Here is a 19,560-nt window from a genome sequence, read left to right on the forward strand (position 1 = left end):
GGCGTTCGCGGCGCGTTGTTTGATGTTGTTGTCGATATCCGCACAGGCTCACCCACCTATGGGCAGTGGCTGGGTGTTGAATTGACCGCAGAGAATGGAAAACACCTTTTGGTGCCAAAAGGGTCTCTGCACGGCTTTGTCACGCGCGAGCCCGACACCGAGATTTGCTACAAATGTACCGATTACTATGCACCAGGTTGCGACGGGGCGGTGAGCTGGGACAGTTGCGGCATCGATTGGGGTCTGACTGGCGACCCGGTGCTGTCCAACAAGAACAAGATCGTGTCGGCACTGGCGGATTTTGACAACCCGTTTGTCTGGGAAGGCAGATCGTGAAGCTACTGGTGACAGGAGGTGCAGGTTTCATCGGTTCGGCGGTAGTAGGGCGGGCAATCCGGGCCGGTCGCTGGTCGACTATACCCCGGACGCGATCATGCATCTGGCGGCGGAAAGCCATGTGGACCGCTCAATCGACGGCCCTGGCGCCTTTATCGAAACCAATGTCGTCGGCACCTAAACGCTGTTGGAAGCAGTGCGCGGTTATTGGGAAGGGCAGGGGGACGGGTCTGTATTTTTTGGCCGGCACCGCGCCAGACAGATAAAACCATCCCCTCGGGGCGAGTTGGAAATCACCGATCTGCAGCAGATGTATCTGGAAGAAGGCCAGCTTAGGGTCGAAACCATGGGGCGCGGCTATGCCTGGCTAGGCACGAGCACCCATGCGCATCCTTCTGGAGGCGGGCAACTTCGCCCGCACGCTTGAGAAACGTCAGGGGCTGCAGACCGGCTGCCCGGAAGAGATTGCGTGCCAGTCAGGGTGGCAACGCATTACCCTTATTTGCTTGCGGGCCATCTTTGGAAGTCACCGAAACATTGACGGGTTGGCGGCGCATGACCGCGCTGCGAGCGCTGGTGCAGGAGACGGGTGAGGCGCGCTTTGCAACCGTTCGCGCGTTCCTCAGGCAGCCGCAGAGCGCCTCAGACGCGTATGTGGCCATGGTCGAGGAAAACGAAATCCGTGTCGGGCTCAGCTATTACGAGCGTGCTCGGATCGTGGCGCGGGCGGCAGAGCAGGGCGTTTACCCGGATGAGGCCGCTGCCCTGCGCGGACTGTTTGCGTCGGCCAGCCGGGCGAAACGGTCAAAGATCGGATCCTTCATTACGATCTATCACGCGCTGGATGATCACCTGCGCTTCCCTTCAGCGATCCCTGAACGGTTGGGACTGTCGGTTGCCAAAGTTTTGAAGGAGGATTCCAAGGCAGCCTCCAAGCTTATCAAGGCTTTGGTTGATGACCCGGTCCATACTTCCGAAGAGGAGAGTCAGTCTCTAACACAGGCGACACTGAAATTGAGCAAGAAGGCTCGCAATCACCCAAGAACTGAAGCCAGCGTGCTACAACCGGAAATCATCGGGGGTATTCATCTAACTCAAAGCCGAAACGGCGCCCACCTGACATTGTCGGGTGAAAACGTTTCGGATGCGTTCCTGGCTGAATTGCGGGAGTGGTTACAAGCTCGGGCAGGGTAGTGTTTCGCGCGCGAAACGGTGCCGGGTTGAAGGCGCATAGCCTACCTTACGGGTTGTTGGCTTTGGACCGTAAGAGCCGCGTCGGCAATCCGCCGGTCGTGCATGTCGACCGCCTCAAACCCCAGGGAATCGCGCACCACGTAAAGAGGTCGTTTTTTGGCTTCGGAATAGGATCGGCCCAGATACTCACCAATCACACCCAAAACCATCAACTGAAGCCCGCCTAGAAACAGTACTGCGACCATCAAAGAGGCATAACCGGGAATATCCACCCCTGAGAAGAACGTCCGGAAAACAAGATATGTCCCGTAGGCGACAGCGATGAACGCGGTGAGGAAACCGACATATCCGGCAAGCCGGAGCGGCAGGGTCGTAAAGCCCGTAAATCCGTCAATTGCGAAGTTCCACAGCTTCCAGTAGCCGAATTTGGTTTCACCGGCCGCGCGGGCAGGGCGCTCGTAAGGCACGCCGATTTGTTTGAATCCGACCCATGCAAACAGCCCCTTCATGAATCTGTTCTGTTCGCGTAGGCGACCAAGCGCGTCAACGACACAGCGATCCATCAGCCGATAGTCACCGGCATTTGAAGGCATCTCAAAACCGGCAAGCCGACGGATAAAGGCATAGAAGATACCCGCAGAAACGCGCTTAAGGAACGTATCGCGGTTCCTATTCGCACGCACGCCGTAGACAACGTCATACCCTTCGCGCCACTTCTCGACGAATGTGCGGATCAGTTCGGGCGGGTCCTGAAGATCCGCGTCGAGCGGGATAACCGCCTCTCCCGATGCGTAATCGAGACCGGCCGTCAAAGCGCTCTCCTTGCCAAAATTGCGGGACAGCTCGATCAGCTTGATCTGCGGGCTTTCTTGATGGAGCTTGCGAACAATATCGGCGGAGTAATCAGTGCTGCCGTCATCGACAAGAATGATCTCATAGCTTTCTCCGAGATCTTCGAGAAGTGGAACCAAGCGCGCGAAAAAGGTGTTAAGGACCGCTTCCTCATCGTACATTGGAACCACAATTGACAGCGTTGGTTTCATTCCAAGTCCTCATCACAAGCCAGAGACAGGCCCAATAAATTTCTCTTTTGATCAATATCATCAAGCGCGAGTACGACAAAGCGATGAGGATTCTTGTCAGAATCTTTTCCGTTCAGCAAGGTCATGGCATCCCGGTGCCCGAAATTCGGTTTCGGATGAAATCAGGTGAAGTAACGGTAAATTTGGTACATGTAGCGAGGTCGCCATGAACTACGATCGACTATTTGACAGCCTTAAGCGTATGTGTCGCTGGCCTCAGGCCTTTGTAGTGTCCATGGCCGTGTTTTTGATTGCATCCGCTCCGGGGCTGGTCGCCGATGGACGGACTGCTGACGACTGGCGTCAGGTTCATGGTGCGCCCTTTGGCAGCGGTATACCGGTGAACTGGACGACCGACGAAGGCCGATGGGCCATGGAGCTGATATTCGTCTACATCTTCGGCGAGCGCTTCATGCCGGGGCTGCAAGCGGGGCTCGCGGCCCTTGTCTTGTTCTTCATTGCCCGGATTTGTGCGCGCGCTGCGGTCAACGAAGAGCTGCAGCCACTGGGAACCGTGTTTATTTTTGCGTTGGGTGTCCACCACCTTTACATGGTCAACGTTCTGAATTTCTCGAGCCATGCCTTCGCCTACCCGCTGGCGCTGCTTCTGTCCCTTGGCGCTTTCAGGATGTTTTGGAAAAGCACCACGAGTGATTGGAAGAATGCTCTTGTTCTGGTGTTGTTGGCCGCCCAGTCTATCGCGTTTTGCGCCGCAATTTATCAGCCATTTGCGCCGTTTGGGGCCGTTTTGTTGTTCGTTGCCTACATGCGTGTGGACAAGTTCACACGTGAACAACTGGTGCGTTATACCCTTGTTGCGATCGCGGGCGTCACCCTTGCGGGATTGCTTTATGCGATAGAAACCAAGCTTGCACTTGCACTGTATCCACGCCCGCCGACCGTGGATCGTGTTCAGATCGTTTCGGCATCCAGCCTGGTGGTGAAGCTGGCAGAGGTTCCCGTGCAGTTCCTGCGCGTCTGGGCCGGCACGCTGCAGTTCATTCCCGGATGGTTGAAATGGCTGAATGTCAGCTTCTTTGTCTTCACCGGCCTGCTTGTCCTGTGGTCTGCTGTAGAGGCCACCGGACGATCAGGGACCCGGCGGCAGGTGCCTGTCAGAGTGCTTCTCGGTGCGGCCGGAATTTCGGTGCTTCTGCCGCTTTTTGTCTGGCTCTCAAGCGAAAGCAATTATTTGCCGCCCCGCGCCGCTGCATTTTCAGGAATTCTTTGGTCGGTACTTTATCTTACATCGGCCGGTCTTATCCTGGGTCATTTCAGGCGGCGCCTTGCCTTGCTTGTCTTTCCCGCTGCATTTGCGGCAGTGCATGTGATGGTCGCCGCTGCGGCGTGGAACGATCAGATTGAAACGGGAACGCGCGACCGTGAATTGGCAGCCCAGATCATGGCGCGGGTTTCTAGCGTCGAAGGCTATGACGGCGGCCCATTCAGGATTGTTGGCGGCACGGCATACCACGACCTTGAGTGGGGCGATATCATAGGGTGGACATCGTTCCATCCCGGTAATCCGCTCATCGGAATCTTCAAAAGTCTTTTCAATGTTCCGTGGTACGCAGAGGGCGGGTTGTCGGACGGGCCGCGAGCCTGTGCCAAGTTTCCCGCCTATGACTCGGTCTATATTCACGACAAGACGGTATATGTTTGTTTGTCGGCGGTGGATGGATTTACGGACGAAAGCTGTGTCGATAGCGGTAATGCTGATATCGGACAAATTTGTTTTACCCGGACCGCAGTGATCCGCTTTCGTGATGCGTGTGATACGTCTGTAAGAAACTATGAGGTTGTCGTCTCTGATACAGATGCGCCGGGCCGCGTGGCGACGTTTTCTGGTATAGAATCGTCGGGGCATTCCTGGGCCGACGGGTGTTTCCATACAGCCGCCTGGCGCGGAGCTGCCCCGGCTTCCATTGCCGTCTCATATATGGATGTGGACGGATCAATAACCTGGAGCGAGGAGCTGCTTATCGAGTGATCGCGGGTCTGCGTCGGGGACAAGGCCGCGTCATTGTTCATCTACCCCGTGATACACGATGCCCAGCCAGAACCTTTCCCAGCCGAAGCCGCGATGCAGTGATATCGGCCAGGCATAAAGCGGATGGAAATACGGTATGAAACGTACGGGGATGCCCGACCTTTTCAGGAAGGTGACGTATTCCTCGGTCTTTTTCAGATTAGTGTGGACCTCGATCAGATCCTGCTTGCTGGAAACCCCGCCGTGCCCGGGAATGATCACGGTTTCAGCGTCAAGATGTTTCAGCAGTTCGATCTGTGCCTGTAGGTGCGTTGCCAGCGTCACGCCCTCTTGCGCGCTTAAATATGGCACGCCGTTTGCTACAAACATGTCGCCGGTCGCAATGACGTTCGCTGGTTCAAACAGCACTGCGATATCACCGTTGGTATGGGCAAACGGGATGTGGATGAATGTAATGGTTTGCCCATTGAATTGCATCTGGTCCCCGTTGGATACCAATTTTGTCGGCAAGCTTTCCCTTGTCTCTTCGGGGGAGTTCTTGAGGCTTATAAATGTGTTGGGGTGGGCGATAATTTCAGCGCCCAACCAGCGGAACTCGGCATTTGCGCCGGTGTGATCGCCGTGCGCATGTGTGTTGACAACATATTGTACGGGGCCGCTGTTCAGTTGCTCAATTGTATTGATCAGTTTCTCCGTCAGAAACCTTTCGTCGGTGTCCACGATCAATACACCTTCAGGGCCTGTGAGAACCGTTACATTACCACCATTTCCTTGCAGCAGATAAAGGCCCTGGTGTAACTCGGTCATCCGAAAGTCGAGGGCGGCAATGTATTCTTCTGTCAGATAGGCGAGCTCCTGGCCTTCGTCCTTGTAGTAATACCACCTGATGAAGCCGATCCAGGCAACCGCCAGGCAAGCAAGGATCGCCCCCATCACAAGTAATATGGCTCGCAAACTCATTGCAGATCTCCCCCCTTCGGAAGCCCGCTTGGCGCCGATGTCAAATACTCTGGGAATGCATCAGGTTGGGCGCAGAAAACCAGGATTCCCCCTTTGTCGATCTGTTCATCACAGACGCGCCCGTCCGCTTTCGCCAATTCGATAAATCGGGATATCCCATCGGGCACTAAATTCTCTGGCCAGTAATGTGCAAAGAGTAACCAGATCGGGTCGTTTCCCGATAGCCATTTGCCCGCCCGTTCAACATAATCATCGCTTGTCAGAAAGTTGTCGTCATCGCGTGCCTGCATCTGCCAGGACTGTGCCGAGCTGTCGTGATTGAGTAGCCCGATCACTTCGAAGTTTTCTCCGCTCATCAAATCCGGTCGTAAAGCCCGTAAACTGGGTTGTGCCCCGTAATAGACCCAAAGTTTCGCGGGATGATGTTCGACCGTTTCAAGATGTACCGAAACTTCGGCATTCTTCAAATCAGCTGAGCGGATCAGTGCGACAGTGACCAGCCCAAGGCTCATCAGGGATACGATCAAAGATGTTTGCGCCCCCAGCCGCACGACGTTCAGAGCAGCCCTGAGGATTACGATTATACCGATTGCGAAACAGGGTACTGCGAACGGTGTGAAGAACATGAAGTGCCGAACAAAAATGATGGGAAGCAGCCCCATGGTGTTCAGTGTCAGGAACGCCAGTGAGCCGACGACCAGACCGCCTGCCAGAATGGGGGCTTTGCGCCAATACGTGGGCAATCCGACGAGCGCGATCAAAGCGCACAGAATATGGATTTCCTGTAGCAGACTGATCAGCCCTGCCGCGTACAAAAGCTGTGGAAAATAGGCCGGTTCGATCATCAGGTAATATACGTTCAGTATTGCCTGAGCAGCCTTAATCGTAGGCTCTGAAAACGGGGCCCATATGTTCAGGATCGATTGTTCATAGCGGTTGGCGTAGGCGATCTGTTGGATTTCGGCCATGGGTTGGGTGTACCAGAGATGAAATCCGACACTTACCGTCAGCACTAGAATACCCAGAATAAGTAATCGAGACATCGAACGCCAGAGCTCTGGCGTCCCGGCATTGGAATTTAGGTGTCTTGAAATTGTCTCTACCAGCATCCCTCCACCAACGGCGGTCAGTATCAAGGGCGATGCGAACTCAAACACGCATGTCAGGAATGCGCAGCCGACGAATGCGATGGCCCGTCTGACCGTGGGAGAGTCCAGATAAGAAAGGCCTATCCAAAGCAGGGCACATGCAAAAAAGAAACCAAAAACATAATGTTTGGGGTTTGTCGTGAAAAGAAGCACTTCATTGGTGGAAGCCAGAAGAGCGAGAGACCAGAGCGCCTCGGGAAGGTCAAGATAACGGCGCATAATGCGCCAGATGATGAAATACCCCCAGATGGCCAATATTGCTGCGACGATACGAACCGCCGTAAACCGCGAAAGGCCCTCATTCCCGAAGATATGTGTCGCGATGTCGAGTTCGATAACCGACCCGAGCGGAGTGGATTGTTCAAAATAGGGTAGCGGTTGGAAATAGGCGGAAAAGGACGGAAGCGGGAAGTTGGACATAAGCATCGCCTGGTCATAACCAGGATCCCGCCCGTCCCAGATTGCAATGATGCGGCTGAGAACAATTATGGCAAGCAAAAGAATGGAAAGGATTGCAGCGCTGCGAGAGGACATGCTTGAAACCATTAAAACACTTAAAATACACTACCTTTCCTGAGCATAGGATACATGTGTTTCACATCACAAGTTTGATCTGTGCACAGGGGCTAAGTCAGCGTTGTTGTCTGCAGAAAGGCGCGGCATAGTCAGATCGCGCGTCAACAATAGGAAATATATGCAGAAATTGTCCTGAAGGTAGCGACGGATTTCCATATTTTACTTGCTTAAGCGGGGGAAGTTACCTACCAATTTAACTATCGTATTGGTGGTATAGTGATTACTCCTGAGAGGCACGATGTGGTTTCGCCGCTGTTGGCGCCAAAATCACAGGTTTTGATCGCTTCATATTGGTTAGTATTAAGGTTAGTGAGTGCCAGAGCTGTCTAAAGTTGCATTAATCACAGGCGTTACCGGCCAGGACGGCGCCTATCTCGCAGAATTTCTACTCGACAAAGGATATGTCGTTCACGGTGTTAGACGCCGGTCCTCTGCGTTTAACACCGGTCGGATTGATCATCTCTTGGTTGACCGGCATAAAAAGGATGCAAGATTCTACATCCATTATGGCGATATGACAGATTCAACAAATCTGCTGCGCCTTGTTCAGAGCACTCAGCCTACCGAAATCTATAATCTGGCGGCCCAAAGCCATGTTGCCGTAAGCTTTGAAACCCCCGAATACACGGCCAATGCCGATGCCGTGGGCACATTACGCCTGCTGGAGGCGATCAGGATACTTGGCCTGGAGAAAACAACGCGGTTCTATCAGGCTTCAACCTCCGAACTTTACGGCGATACCAAAGAAGCTCCTCAATCTGAAACAACCCCGTTTCAGCCCCGCAGCCCATATGCCGCTGCCAAGCTTTATGCCTATTGGATGACGGTAAACTACCGGGATGCCTACGGGTTTCACGCCTCAAATGGCATTCTCTTTAATCATGAAAGCCCAATTCGCGGTGAAACCTTTGTCACCCGCAAGATAACCCGTGCCGTCGCAGCAATTCACAATGGATCGCAAGAGAAAATCTACCTTGGGAATCTAGAAGCCAGACGCGATTGGGGGCATGCGCGTGAGTTCGTTCGGGGCATGTGGCAGATGCTGCAGCAGGACAAGCCAGGGGATTATGTGCTGGCCACCGGTGAAACCCATTCTGTGCGTGAATTTGTAGAAGCCGCGTTTGCTCATATTGGCGTCGATATCAAATGGGAAGGCAGTGGTGTCGATGAGGTTGGCATCAACTCCAAGACCGGAGCAACCCTTGTTGAGATTGATGCGGCACTCTTCAGGCCGACAGAGGTGGATTTATTGCTCGGCGATGCTTCCAAGGCCAAAGAGGTTCTTGGTTGGGAGCCTGAAATGAAATTCGAAGCGCTGGTACATGAAATGGTTGCAGCTGACATTCGTGCGGCCGAAAATACGCGCCAGTGATTAATGGGTGACTGGTATGCACATTCTACTGACAGGCGGTGGAGGGATGGTTGGAAAAGCCGTGGTACGGCTGGCCAATAATCTATGCCCGGACTTTCAGATCAACGCCCCCGCCAAATCTGAACTGGATCTCAGAGACCAAGCTGCTGTCAAAGCCCATTTTGAAAACAACCGGTATGACGCGGTCATTCACTGTGGCGCGCGTGTTGGCGGCATAATGGCCAGTGTCGAAAATCCCGTCAGCTTTCTGGTTCAGAACCTTCAGATCAATACGAACACCATTCAATACGCGTATGAATCAGGTGTTCCGAACTTCATATTTGTTGCAAGCAGTTGCATGTACCCGCGGGATTACAAGATCCCTCTGAAAGAAGAGTACATTTTAGAGGCGCCCCTGGAGTCGAGCAGTGAAGGTTACGCTCTGTCGAAAATCTGCGGTGCCAGGCATTGTGAATATATCAATGCCGAAAGCGGCTTGGCTTACCGTACATTCATACCCTGTAACCTTTTTGGTCCCTATGACGACTTTACCCCCGACTTTAGCCATTTGATCGGAGCGGCCATTCAAAAAATTGACGCTGCGATCAAGGAAGGTAATCCCTCGGTTACGATTTGGGGCGACGGAACCGCGCGGAGAGAGTTTCTGTTTGTTGACGATTTCGCGCGCTTCCTGTTGGCGCATATTGCAGAGCTGACAAAGATGCCTGAATTGCTCAACGTCGGATACGGGGTCGAGCATTCGGTGCTGGAGTATTACCAGATGATTGCCGAGGCTATGGGATATAACGGCGATTTCGTCTTTGATACAGACCGGCCTGTCGGCATGATGAGCAAACTCATGGACAGTTCGAAGGCGCGCGCATTGGGTTGGTCCCCTGAAATCGAAATCCGGGACGGCATTCGTGAAACTGTCGCATTTTATCGTGGACTTCGGCAGTCAGATGACGGTGAACTCTTCCGCCGATCAAAGAGTATGTACAATGGATAGTATGTCAGACAGCGTGCGCCGTCCCCCGGCAGCTTCAGGATCATTCGAGCGAGAGGAAAAAATGGTTTCCTATAAAAGCATTGAGCGTTGCCGGATCGGAGGCGCAGATGACCTCATAACGGTTCTGGATCTTGGAGAGCAGGCCCTTACGGGGGTTTTCCCGGCCACGACCGATGAGCACGTGACCGTAGGGCCGCTGCAGTTGGTATGGTCTCCATCCAGCGGTTTGTTACAGCTTGGCCATTCCTACGAGCCGACAGAAATGTACGGCGATAACTATGGCTACAGATCAGGACTGAACCAGTCCATGGTGGACCATCTCAGGCGCACGGTCGGGCGGCTGGAAGCCATGGGAGGTCTCAAGGCAGGGGACTCTATTCTCGATATCGGCTCCAACGATTCAACACTTCTGAAGGCGTACCAGACCGAAGGGCTGGATCGCCTCGGCATCGACCCGACGGGCAACAAGTTTAAATCATATTATCCGGATGACGTCGGTCTTGTTTCCGACTTTTTCTCGGCCCAGAACTACTGGTCTGCAACCGGGAAAAAAGCCAAGATCGTCACATCGATTGCCATGTTTTACGATCTCGAAGATCCGCTCGCATTCGTCAAGGACGTGGCTGCGGTGCTTGCCGACGATGGGTTGTGGCATTTTGAGCAATCTTACATGCCCACCATGTTGCGCAAAAACTCATACGACACTGTTTGCCACGAACATATCGAATACTATTCGCTAATGGTGATACATAACCTGCTTCGCCAAGCGGGGCTCAAGATCGTTGATTTTGAACTCAATACTATAAATGGCGGCAGCATCGCGATCACAGCAGCCCACGATCACAGCAAAATTGCGACGAACCAGGTTCTTATAGAATGGCAATTAGAGCAAGAGCGCCGCTGGGAACTGGACACGCCGGCCCCCTATTTTGCTTTTGCTGACAGGGTAGAACGTCATCGTGAAGATTTGGTGCGCCTCATTCGTGGCCTTACGAGTCAGGGTTACAGAGTGCTTGGATATGGTGCTTCCACCAAGGGCAACGTGCTTTTGCAATATTGCGGGTTAACGTCGGAAGATATTATCGCAATCGTCGAAGTGAACGAAGAGAAATTCGGCCGCTTTACACCGGGGACACACATTCCAATCGTTTCCGAGGCGGAAGCCGCAGCTTTGAAGCCCGATTTCTACCTGATGTTGCCCTGGCATTTCCGTGACGGCATCCTCAAGCGTGAAACCAATATACGCAACGCGGGTGTGAAGTTTATTTCTCCGTTCCCGGTCATTCAGATTGTGTGATTTCGTGAATGCTTCGCCTGGACCTTGGCGGGCTATTTGTTCGCTAAAAAAGATGTGGGCACTACTCCGCCGGTGGTTTTAATCAGTTCACAATAGGTCTTTTCGAACTGGCGGTGCACCCAGTCTGGATCGAACCGATCCTCTTGGCTGCGTTTCAGGGCGTTTTCAGCCAAGATTTGGCGGCGGTCTTCATCTGACAAGACATCCGACACGGCCGCGCAGATCGCGTCGATATCGCCAATGGGAGCGACAGCGCCAACGCTGTCATCGATCAACTCAACCACGCCGGAACAAGCGGTGGCCACGGCGGGGGTTCCGGCCTGAAACGCCTCGGCGATGGTAAAGGGTAGGGCCTCCCACCTTGAGGTCAGCAAGAACAGGTCGGCTGCTCGCAACAGCCGGATAGGCTTATCGGTGCGGCCAATGAATTGTAGGTGTTTGCCAAGCCCCTTGTCCCGCGCCCGCGCGTGCAACTGCACCTCATCTGGCCCGTCCCCGGCAACGACGAAGCGATAGCCGGGATGCGTCTCCTTCATCTGCGCGACGCAGTCGATCAAGATGTCGATCCCCTTTTGCGGCAACAGGCGGGCCAGCGTGACAATCAGCCGGTCGCCATTCACAAGCAGTTCGGCCCGTAGCGCGGCGATTTCTTCTACGCTGTCATCAGGTGGAGGGGAGACGCCCAGACCGATCACCTTCAGCTTGTCGCGCGGCACATTTCCAATATTGGCCAGATCTTCGGCAGAACGATGGCTAGGCGTGATCACCAGATCGCATTTCGCGGCAATCCGGCCAAAGGCGGCAATCCGTTCGGGTTCCGACCCGTGATAGGTAACGGCAACCGGGATGCGCTGCCCGGTGCGGGCCAGATTGGCGACTAGGGCAGGGGCTGATTCATGGCAATGGATCAGATCGGTCGGATTGTCCGCTAGCCAGCGCCGCAGCCGCCAAGCGGCACTCGCCGTATGGCGCAGCCGGTTGGCCATGCTGCCGCCGTCGCCCGCGACGAAGCGAGTGGGCAAGTCCAGAAAATCCGACTGCTGGCCAGGTCCGCCCCAGATATCAGCGGTGCCTGCCAAGGTGACACGGTGATCACGCGCCTGCAACCAATCGCTTAAACCCAAAATATGCCGGGTGATACCGCCCATCCCGAACTGGGTGCCCATTTCGACAATATGGAGTGGGTCTGAGGGTGGATCGGTCTGCATCTGAAGCGGATTCGGGCCAAATTTCTGAACTATTTCCCAATAATAGCACGTGAACGTTGTTTGCCTATGCTGCGGTCACGGCGTGTCAAAGCTCGGATGTATTTGCAACATGTTCGCAACACCGGATGCGAACCGGTTGTCCGTATGGCTTCCGACTTTCGAATGTTGTGGGGATCGTGTTTCATACCGGAAAGCCATTGGTAATCCGGTTTGAGTCACATGCAGTCCCTGCGCATTTTGATGTTCACTACATTTTATCCTCCCTATTCCTTTGGCGGCGATGCTATTGGTATTCAGCGCATGGCCCGGGCGCTGGTGGCGCGGGGGCACGATGTGACGGTGGTGCATGACGAAGACAGCTATCTGATCCTGGGCGGCAAACCACAGCCAGAAGGTGCCCCGGACGGGGTCCGGCGGATCGGGTTGCGCAGCCGCAATGGTATGATGTCGAACCTGCTGACCCAGCAGCTTGGCCGCCCGGTTGTCCATGCCGCCCGCATCCGCGAGATACTGGCCGAGCGGAAACCGGATATCATCTGGCACAACAATACTTCGCTGATCGGCGGGCCCGGCCTGTTGCCGATGGGCGAAGGGCTGAAGATCTATGAGGCGCATGAGCACTGGCTGGTCTGCCCCACGCATGTGCTGTGGCGGCACGGGCGCGAGTTGTGCGATGACCGCCAGTGCCTGCGTTGCGTGCTGAACTACAAACGTCCGCCTCAGCTGTGGCGCTATACCGGTGCGCTGGACCGGGCATTGGATCACATGGACCTGATCATCGCCAAAAGCGAATTCAGCCGGGCCAAACATCGCGAGTTCGGCCTGCGGCAGGAGATGCAGGTGCTGCCCTATTTCCTGCCCGATCTGGACCAGGACGCTTTGCCGGAACCCGCCGCGCATGACCGTCCCTATTTCCTGTTTGTCGGACGGCTGGAAAAAATCAAAGGGTTGCAGGATGTGTTCCCGGCCTTTGATCGTTACCCGGATGCCGATCTGCTGATCCTCGGAGATGGCGATTACGCGGATGAGCTGAAGGCACAAGCCGCAGGCAATGACCGGATCAAATTCCTGGGCCGCAAGACACCTGACGAGTTGAATGCCTATTATCGCGGCGCACTTGGATTGATTGTGCCTTCGGTCTGTTACGAGACATTCGGCATCATCCTGATCGAAAGCTTCCGGTTGGGCACGCCGGTGATCGCCCGGCGGCTGGGTCCGTTCCCCGAGATCGTCGAGCGGGCAGGGGGCGGGGAACTGTTCGAGACCGAGGATGATTTGATTGCAGCGATGCGTAACCTTCAGCACCAGCCTGACCAGCGCGCAGTTCAGGGTGCTGCAGCACGTAAGGCGTTTCTGGAGATCTGGCACGAAACACCCGTGCTGGAGGCGTATGGCGCGGCGCTGGCGCGCGTGGCCCATGGTGCAGGAAACCAAAGATTGGCTGCGGCGCTGGAAGCTGGGGTCTTTGAAACCGGCGCTGGATAAACACCTCGGAGTTGTAACACTGTCAGGGGGCCAGCATTCCGATCCGGTGGGCGTTGGCCATGACCGAGAAAGTGATGGTTGTGGCCGGGATGCTTGGCAGGCATGAGGCATCGACCAGATGTACCCGTGACAGCCCTTTCGGTCGCCCCAGAATATCCGACTGCCCCGCACCAGGCGTTTTGGCCATGGGAACCGAGCCGCCCACGTGAAAGCTGGATCCCACATCGCCGGGGCGGCGGGCGAAACTCAGCGGCACAAGCCCTGCCAGCTTCAGGACCTGCCCCATGCGTGCCGTGGCGCGCGTCATGACCTGTTCGGTTTCGTCATTACCTTGCACGGTCGGGGTTAGCCGCCCGTCTGCGGCCATCGTCAGATCGATCCGGGCGGAATGGGCAGAATGTAAAAACGCCTGCGCCACGACCAGCCGTTGCGCCAGCAGCCTCCATAACGGGGCCGATCCGGGCAGTTTCGAGCCATAAGTATTGATCAGATCATGGGCATAGAACTCGTTCCAGGTATAGACCTGCGCGTGGACCAGATGCGGTGAGACCGCGGGGTCATCCAATTCAATGAAGATCTGCGGCAGGGTGTGATAGGGTCTTCGGTCCGGGCGCCGCGGCGCGCGCCAGCGGTGCAGGCTGGGCAGAAAGAAATGCTGACTGTCCTGTAGTTGCAAGCGGGCTGCGGAGTTCGGAGATGACGCCAGCATCAGCCGCGCGGTTTCCAGAACCCCGGCGGCGACAAAGATACGGTCGGCCTGCAGGGTTTCGCCGTCCTCCAGCGTGACCCTGACATGACCCGGGCGTTCATCGAACTGGCGGACAAGACCGGTGCGATAGCGGAAATCCGGATTGTGACGCAGGACGTCAAGCGTTTGCCCGGACGCATAAATCAGACCCCAGGGGCAGCCATGCAGGCACTGGCCGCAATATTGGCAACCGGGTTCAACAGCCAGCCGCGCGGCACCGGCATGGGCCCCCAGTTTCGCAAGCCTCGCTGCTTGGCGATCCAGATGCGTCAGCATCCGTTCGGCTTGCGGCGATGGGGTCAGAGGGGCGCGATCCTGCATCGAAAGGGTGGGGAACAGAGTCTGTAATGCGTCCACCCGACCGCTGATGGGAAGGAATTCCGCAACCGCGTGGTAATGCGGTGACAGATCGTCAATTTCGATCGGCCAGTCGGCGATATCTTCGGCGCGGTTGGGCAAAACGGCCGAGCCCCAGAGATTGGACAGCCCGCCTGTGGCGTGTGTGGCGCGCAATCCGATCCGGTCGGGCGATACCAGCGTTTCCGCCCCCGGTACCATGGCAAAATCCGACCCGAACCGGCGGACTTGCCCAGATGGCGTGTCGAACTGAGGAGCTTGCCAGGCTTTTACATCATCGGCGGACCAGATTTCGGGACCGGCCGCGGCCAGCCTGTCACGGCGGGCCTGCGCCGAGCCTTCCAGTCTGCGCCCTCCATCCAGCATCAAAACCTGTCGCCCCCGCGCCAATAGGGCCTTGGCCACGGACACCCCCGATGGCCCCGATCCGATGACCAGATCGGTCACGAGGTTGGGCCCGTCTGTGCCGGGGTATGCGGCCTCATGCGGGAACCGGGCGCTTCATCTCGGCGACGATGTCATCGATGATCTGCTGCAGCGTTCGCATCGGGCGGAACCCGGTGACACGTTGCAGTTTCGAGACATCGGGCAGGCGGCGCTGCATATCTTCGAAGCCTTCGGGATAGACCGTGTCGTAAGGAACACATTGAATTTCCGAGGCAGAGCCGGTCGTTCGGATGACCTGTTCGGCCAGCTCGCGGATCGTGACCTCCTGATCAGTGCCGACATTGAAGACGTCGCCGCGCGCCTCGGGCAGGGTCATCAGACGGCACATGGCTTCGACCACATCGGCGACATGGCCGAAACAGCGTGATTGTTCACCAGTGCCGTGGACCATCAGCGGCGCGCCTTCCAGTGCTGACTTGACGAAATTCGGCAGCACCATCCCATAGCGCCCGGTCTGACGCGGACCGGTGGTGTTGAAGAACCGCAGCACCGTGACCGGCAGGTCGGATTCACGCGCGTGGGCCAGTGCCAGAAACTCGTCGAGCGTCTTGGCACAGGCATAGGACCAGCGCAGATTGCGGGTGGCGCCGATGGTCAGATCGCCTTCTTCCTGAAAGGGGAAATTGGTGCTTTTGCCATAAACCTCGGAACTGGAGGCGATGAACGTATGCGTCTTGTTCACCAGCGCGGCATCCAGCACGTTCTCTGTCCCCGCCACATTGGTCAGGATCGACCGGCTGGGTTCGTCCATGATCAGCTTGACCCCGACGGCCGCCGCCAGGTGGAACACCACATCCGCCGGATCGACCAGTTCGGCGACCAGCCCCCGGTCAAGAATGCTGCCTTTGACAAAAGTGAGGCCCGGGTGGTCCGCAACAGAAGCCAGATTGGACATCAGCCCGGTCGACAGATCGTCAAGGATCGTGACCCGATGCCCTTCACCGATCAGTCGTTCCGTTAAATGGGAGCCTATAAACCCGGCGCCACCGGTAATCAGAATATGCATTTGTTTGTACCAGTCACTGTGTAAGAACCAACTTTACCACGATTTTCCCCGCACCATCGCACGGATGCCGCGCATTACCCTGCGGGCCGTGAGATAGGGCCCGCCGCGTCCGGCAAGATGCGCCTTCCAGCGGGCGATGTTGTTGAAATAGAACATCTCGAGCCGGGGCAGGTCGTGCATATCATCCCCCGCTTTGGCCACGCCCAGCCTTGTGCCGACCGAGGTGTCGTAATGCTGCGCGATCTGTCTGAGAACGCTAGAGTTCGACGCGCCATAAGGCGGTGCGAAATGCCGGGTGGGCTGGCCAAGCCGGGCGGCAATGTCCTGACCGGATCCGCTGACTTCCTCTTCCAGCATGAGCGCATCCAACGTGGTGAGATCGGGATGAGTGACACTATGCGCGCCAAAACAGACCCCTTCAGCTGCCAGCGTCTCGACCCTGTCCCAGCCCATCAGCGGGCGGGCAGGGATATTGCCTCCGGCCCAGCGGTCGCTGCCGCCCATCAGGCCCGAGGGTAAATAGACGATCGGGCAGAATCCGTGATCGCGCAGGATCGGCCAGGCGGTGTCGGCGAAATCCTGGAACCCGTCATCGAAACTGATGATGACCACGCGGGGGGCGGGCGGGTTGGCCAGCGCGTCCGGCGTGACCACCGGCAGGCCGGATGCCGCCAGCGCCTGCATCTGCGCGGCAAAGATGTCGGGCGCGATCGAGGTCGGCCCCGGCGCATCCGAAATCGAATGATACATCAGGATATCGGCCTGCCAGGCGGACATGGGTCAGTCTTCCACCACATGGGTGGCAAAGATCTCGCGATACCGGTTCCATTTCGCGCGGTCGACATGGCCCTTCTCATCAATGCAATCCGCCGCGCCATAGGCCATGGCAAAGGCGTGATGCGTATTGTCGTGTGCAAACAAACCCTGCCGTCCAAATACGAGCAATCCGTCCAGATCTGAGAGCCACTGATCCACCGTATCAAACCGCTCTTCATAGCCCATATCGTAAACCGGATAGGCGTGGCTCAGCCGTCGGGTTTCACAGCGGCGCACCGAAACCGTGACCGGCAGGCCCAGCTGACCCAGCCATTTGGTGAATTCCTGCCCCAGCTCCTCATCGGACATGGACCACCATTTCTCATCCGGGTCGCAGGGCAGTTCGGCGCACAGCACGGTGACGCCTTTCGGCGCGCCACTGGCGTTATAGTTCTTGGGCTCTGACATTCGGCTGATCGGGATCGAGAGTTCCGGGAAGTAATGTGCATCGAACTCGGTGAACTGGTCTGTCTCCAGCACCAGGTACAGCAGGATCATACCGCGGAATCGGATCGCACGGGCGGCTTCGACCACCTCGGGTGGCGGCGTGCCGATCAGGCGGGTCAGCCCGGTCAGCGGGATGGTCGACAGGATCAGATCGCCGGTCAGGTGTCGTTCGCCCTCGCCCTCGCGGATCGTCAGGCCGGTGATGCGGGTGCCGTCCCGCTCGATGGCAGTGATTTCGGTGTTGAACAGGAAAGTGGCCCCGTTGCTTTCCGCGCTGTCCCGCATCGCATCCGAGATTTGCCCGAACCCCTTGCGCGGATAAAAGAACCGCCCGGCGGTTTCACTGCGCAGCCCCGGCAGCAGGCGCAGCATCTTCATCAGGATCTTGCCGACCGATCCGCTGCCGACCCGGCGCTCGGCCAGTTTCACGGCCAATTTGTCCGGGTCCAGCCCCCACAGTTTGCGCACGTAGGGGAAATAGAAATTGTCCGAAATCGTCGGCCCCAGCCCGTCATAAAGCACGGTCGAGAATGTCTCGGGCCCGGTGCTTTTCTTGCGGAACGGCTTCAGTACCATGTCGCCGATCAGCGACAAGGCAAAGGGTTTGGGCAGGCGCATCAGCGCGTCAGTTAGTTTCAGCGGGAAGTGGATCCATTTTCCGCCCAGCCGGATGCGCCCATGACGCGGGCGCAGCAGCAGATCGTCCCCCAGCAGGGCTTTTACATCGGCCAGAACCTCGGGCTCTGCCGCGGGGTGAAACCGATGCGAGCCATAGTCGCAGATCACGCCCTCAATCGGGAAGGAAGCCGAATTGCCACCGGCAATAGCGGCGCGTTCGATTACCGTTACGCGGGCCTGCCCGGTTAACGCATGGGCCGCGGCCAGCCCGGCCGGTCCGGCACCTAGTATGATGATATGGGGCCTTTCAGTGCCGCCATCTGAAGGGGAGACATCCGTCACGTGTGCATTCCTTTATTGCTTCGGAAAGTTTGTGCCATGCCCAATCAGGGTCTGAGATGCAGCCGTGAGATCATGTCGGCGATCAATCCCAATGACCAAATCATGATCGCAGCAAGGAACGCGAACACCGTGGTTCCGCTGAGGTTCAGGTAGGTGAGGTCTATAATGAACTTCACAGTCCCCAGAGCAAAAAACACCAGCCCCATAGGAATGAAAACCCGCAGCGGATTGAACAATGTGCTGATCCGCAAGATCAGGATAATAAAATTGATAAAATCAACCGGTCGGATTTTTGATTTACCCACCCGTTTGCCGTATTCGATGGGCGTATAGATCATCCGCTTGCCATTCGAGGTCATGCACAGCGTGATTGTGGTGGTGAACGAAAAGTTCTGAGGCAGCAGCGGAAGGAACGGGATCAGCTCGGATTTGCGGAACACGCGCAGGCCCGAGTTCAGATCGTTGATCTTGCGCTCGGCCAGAAATGAAGCGAAGGCAAACAGGAATTTCTTGGCCGGCCTGCGCAACAGCGGCACGTTCTTCATCGCAGCACCCCGATCGCCCACCACCATGTCCTGATCGCGGCACATGGCCAGCATGTCGGGCAGATAGCGCGCGGGATAAGTGCTGTCAGCATCAAGAATGGCGACATATTCATACTGCGCCATCCGCACACCACGCTTGAGGCTGGCGCCGTAGCCTGAATTCACGTCGTTGAAGGTGACGGTGGCTCCGCTGGCCTCGGCCTCGGCGCGGGTGTTGTCCTGGCTGGCATCGTCCACCACGATGATCTCGTAAGGAATGCCCAAGGGTTCGAGATGGGTGCGCACGTCCTCGACTGTGGCGCGCACGGCGTTTTCCTCGTTGAACGCGGGGATGACCACGCTCAGGCTCATGCCTGACGTGCCTGACGTGCCTGGTGCGCCGGTCGCGGCGTTTTCCGCGTCAATATGCTCAGCAACTTTGTTCATGAAAATGAGAACCCCTTACATTCATTATCTTTTCTGCCCGTGCCCGTCTGTACCAAGTGCATGGCAAAAAAGGTGTGACAGTATAAATTTCCTTTGCCGTAGACGGTATTCGAACACTTCAAGTCTGAACATAGACAATAAAGTTGGCCAAATTAGACCATTTCGGCGTCAA

15 protein-coding genes and 3 pseudogenes are annotated in these 19,560 nt (G+C 56.5%); 9 read left to right on the plus strand and 9 right to left on the minus strand.

Annotated elements, in window-relative coordinates:
• Window positions 1–6: 6 nt before the first annotated feature.
• The 4 genes and pseudogenes from ACR0JI_RS03195 to ACR0JI_RS03210 form a co-directional block, all read left to right on the plus strand.
• A pseudogene (locus ACR0JI_RS03195) lies at window positions 7–336 on the plus strand (dTDP-4-dehydrorhamnose 3,5-epimerase family protein); the annotation flags it as partial.
• Window positions 333–586 (plus strand): annotated as a pseudogene (locus tag ACR0JI_RS03200) (GDP-mannose 4,6-dehydratase); the annotation flags it as partial. The pseudogenes ACR0JI_RS03195 and ACR0JI_RS03200, both read left to right, overlap by 4 nt.
• Window positions 561–929: pseudogene (locus ACR0JI_RS03205) on the plus strand (sugar phosphate nucleotidyltransferase); the annotation flags it as partial. The pseudogenes ACR0JI_RS03200 and ACR0JI_RS03205, both read left to right, overlap by 26 nt.
• Window positions 892–1,530, plus strand: a complete 639-nt coding sequence (locus ACR0JI_RS03210) for a hypothetical protein (RefSeq protein WP_480495685.1) — start codon at window positions 892–894, stop codon at window positions 1,528–1,530. The pseudogene ACR0JI_RS03205 and the gene ACR0JI_RS03210, both read left to right, overlap by 38 nt.
• 41 nt (window positions 1,531–1,571) lie before the next feature.
• Here ACR0JI_RS03210 and ACR0JI_RS03215 read toward each other — a convergent pair whose 3' ends face one another.
• Window positions 1,572–2,573 carry a glycosyltransferase family 2 protein gene (locus tag ACR0JI_RS03215; protein WP_480495686.1) on the minus strand — a complete coding sequence of 334 codons (1,002 nt, stop codon included), beginning with the start codon at window positions 2,571–2,573 and terminating at the stop codon, window positions 1,572–1,574.
• A gap of 205 nt (window positions 2,574–2,778) precedes the next feature.
• Here ACR0JI_RS03215 and ACR0JI_RS03220 point away from each other — a divergent pair, with 205 nt between their 5' ends.
• Complete coding sequence (locus tag ACR0JI_RS03220) at window positions 2,779–4,602, plus strand: hypothetical protein (protein WP_480495688.1); 1,824 nt, start codon at window positions 2,779–2,781, stop codon at window positions 4,600–4,602.
• Window positions 4,603–4,632: 30 nt separating this feature from the next.
• On the opposite strand, the gene ACR0JI_RS03225 is transcribed toward ACR0JI_RS03220, so the two are convergent.
• Both ACR0JI_RS03225 and ACR0JI_RS03230 read right to left on the minus strand, forming a co-directional pair.
• On the minus strand, window positions 4,633–5,535 hold the full coding sequence (locus ACR0JI_RS03225; RefSeq protein WP_480495690.1) for an MBL fold metallo-hydrolase: 903 nt from the start codon (window positions 5,533–5,535) through the stop codon (window positions 4,633–4,635).
• A 23-nt stretch (window positions 5,536–5,558) separates the two neighbouring features.
• On the minus strand, window positions 5,559–7,244 hold the full coding sequence (locus ACR0JI_RS03230; RefSeq protein WP_480495692.1) for a glycosyltransferase family 39 protein: 1,686 nt from the start codon (window positions 7,242–7,244) through the stop codon (window positions 5,559–5,561).
• A 364-nt stretch (window positions 7,245–7,608) separates the two neighbouring features.
• Here ACR0JI_RS03230 and gmd point away from each other — a divergent pair, with 364 nt between their 5' ends.
• Genes gmd through ACR0JI_RS03245 form a run of 3 tightly spaced genes read left to right on the plus strand, consistent with a single transcriptional unit; the run spans window position 7,609 to window position 10,943 of the window.
• Window positions 7,609–8,658 (plus strand): GDP-mannose 4,6-dehydratase, encoded by a 1,050-nt coding sequence (gene gmd, locus ACR0JI_RS03235; protein WP_480495725.1) that lies wholly within the window; start codon window positions 7,609–7,611, stop codon window positions 8,656–8,658.
• A gap of 16 nt (window positions 8,659–8,674) precedes the next feature.
• Entirely contained in the window at window positions 8,675–9,646 is a 972-nt protein-coding gene (locus ACR0JI_RS03240; protein ID WP_480495694.1) for a GDP-L-fucose synthase family protein, read from the plus strand.
• Entirely contained in the window at window positions 9,561–10,943 is a 1,383-nt protein-coding gene (locus ACR0JI_RS03245; RefSeq protein ID WP_480495696.1) for a class I SAM-dependent methyltransferase, read from the plus strand. Before ACR0JI_RS03240 ends, ACR0JI_RS03245 begins: the two co-directional genes overlap by 86 nt.
• Before the next feature lie 32 nt (window positions 10,944–10,975).
• On the opposite strand, the gene ACR0JI_RS03250 is transcribed toward ACR0JI_RS03245, so the two are convergent.
• Window positions 10,976–12,151 (minus strand): glycosyltransferase family 4 protein, encoded by a 1,176-nt coding sequence (locus ACR0JI_RS03250; RefSeq protein WP_480495698.1) that lies wholly within the window; start codon window positions 12,149–12,151, stop codon window positions 10,976–10,978.
• A 240-nt stretch (window positions 12,152–12,391) separates the two neighbouring features.
• Between ACR0JI_RS03250 and ACR0JI_RS03255 the strand changes: the two genes are divergently transcribed.
• Complete coding sequence (locus ACR0JI_RS03255; protein WP_480495699.1) at window positions 12,392–13,636, plus strand: glycosyltransferase; 1,245 nt, start codon at window positions 12,392–12,394, stop codon at window positions 13,634–13,636.
• Between the two features lie 22 nt (window positions 13,637–13,658).
• Here the strand turns inward: ACR0JI_RS03255 and ACR0JI_RS03260 are convergent, their stop codons facing one another.
• Genes ACR0JI_RS03260 through ACR0JI_RS03280 form a run of 5 tightly spaced genes read right to left on the minus strand, consistent with a single transcriptional unit; the run spans window position 13,659 to window position 19,388 of the window.
• Window positions 13,659–15,188, minus strand: a complete 1,530-nt coding sequence (locus ACR0JI_RS03260; RefSeq protein ID WP_480495701.1) for a GMC oxidoreductase — start codon at window positions 15,186–15,188, stop codon at window positions 13,659–13,661.
• Between the two features lie 34 nt (window positions 15,189–15,222).
• Window positions 15,223–16,194, minus strand: a complete 972-nt coding sequence (locus ACR0JI_RS03265; RefSeq protein ID WP_480495703.1) for an NAD-dependent epimerase/dehydratase family protein — start codon at window positions 16,192–16,194, stop codon at window positions 15,223–15,225.
• Between the two features lie 33 nt (window positions 16,195–16,227).
• Window positions 16,228–16,971 (minus strand): polysaccharide deacetylase family protein, encoded by a 744-nt coding sequence (locus tag ACR0JI_RS03270; RefSeq protein ID WP_480495705.1) that lies wholly within the window; start codon window positions 16,969–16,971, stop codon window positions 16,228–16,230.
• Window positions 16,972–16,974: 3 nt separating this feature from the next.
• Entirely contained in the window at window positions 16,975–18,417 is a 1,443-nt protein-coding gene (locus ACR0JI_RS03275) for a protoporphyrinogen/coproporphyrinogen oxidase (protein ID WP_480495706.1), read from the minus strand.
• A gap of 44 nt (window positions 18,418–18,461) precedes the next feature.
• Window positions 18,462–19,388: a glycosyltransferase family 2 protein gene (locus tag ACR0JI_RS03280; protein ID WP_480495708.1), complete on the minus strand. Its 927-nt coding sequence runs from the start codon at window positions 19,386–19,388 to the stop codon at window positions 18,462–18,464.
• Window positions 19,389–19,560 lie beyond the last annotated feature (172 nt).

Source organism: Ruegeria sp. N10, assembly GCF_056531545.1.

What these genes read in the sequence shown, in the direction of transcription:
- ACR0JI_RS03280 (WP_480495708.1), bottom strand. Translation starts at nt 19,388, where the DNA reads ATGAACAAAGTTGCTGAGCATATTGACGCGGAAAACGCCGCGACCGGC.
- ACR0JI_RS03220 (WP_480495688.1), top strand. Translation starts at nt 2,779, where the DNA reads ATGAACTACGATCGACTATTTGACAGCCTTAAGCGTATGTGTCGCTGG.
- ACR0JI_RS03270 (WP_480495705.1), bottom strand. Translation starts at nt 16,971, where the DNA reads ATGTCCGCCTGGCAGGCCGATATCCTGATGTATCATTCGATTTCGGAT.
- ACR0JI_RS03265 (WP_480495703.1), bottom strand. Translation starts at nt 16,194, where the DNA reads ATGCATATTCTGATTACCGGTGGCGCCGGGTTTATAGGCTCCCATTTA.
- ACR0JI_RS03230 (WP_480495692.1), bottom strand. Translation starts at nt 7,244, where the DNA reads ATGTCCTCTCGCAGCGCTGCAATCCTTTCCATTCTTTTGCTTGCCATA.
- ACR0JI_RS03210 (WP_480495685.1), top strand. Translation starts at nt 892, where the DNA reads ATGACCGCGCTGCGAGCGCTGGTGCAGGAGACGGGTGAGGCGCGCTTT.
- ACR0JI_RS03215 (WP_480495686.1), bottom strand. Translation starts at nt 2,573, where the DNA reads ATGAAACCAACGCTGTCAATTGTGGTTCCAATGTACGATGAGGAAGCG.
- ACR0JI_RS03255 (WP_480495699.1), top strand. Translation starts at nt 12,392, where the DNA reads ATGTTCACTACATTTTATCCTCCCTATTCCTTTGGCGGCGATGCTATT.
- ACR0JI_RS03225 (WP_480495690.1), bottom strand. Translation starts at nt 5,535, where the DNA reads ATGGGGGCGATCCTTGCTTGCCTGGCGGTTGCCTGGATCGGCTTCATC.
- ACR0JI_RS03240 (WP_480495694.1), top strand. Translation starts at nt 8,675, where the DNA reads ATGCACATTCTACTGACAGGCGGTGGAGGGATGGTTGGAAAAGCCGTG.
- ACR0JI_RS03250 (WP_480495698.1), bottom strand. Translation starts at nt 12,151, where the DNA reads ATGCAGACCGATCCACCCTCAGACCCACTCCATATTGTCGAAATGGGC.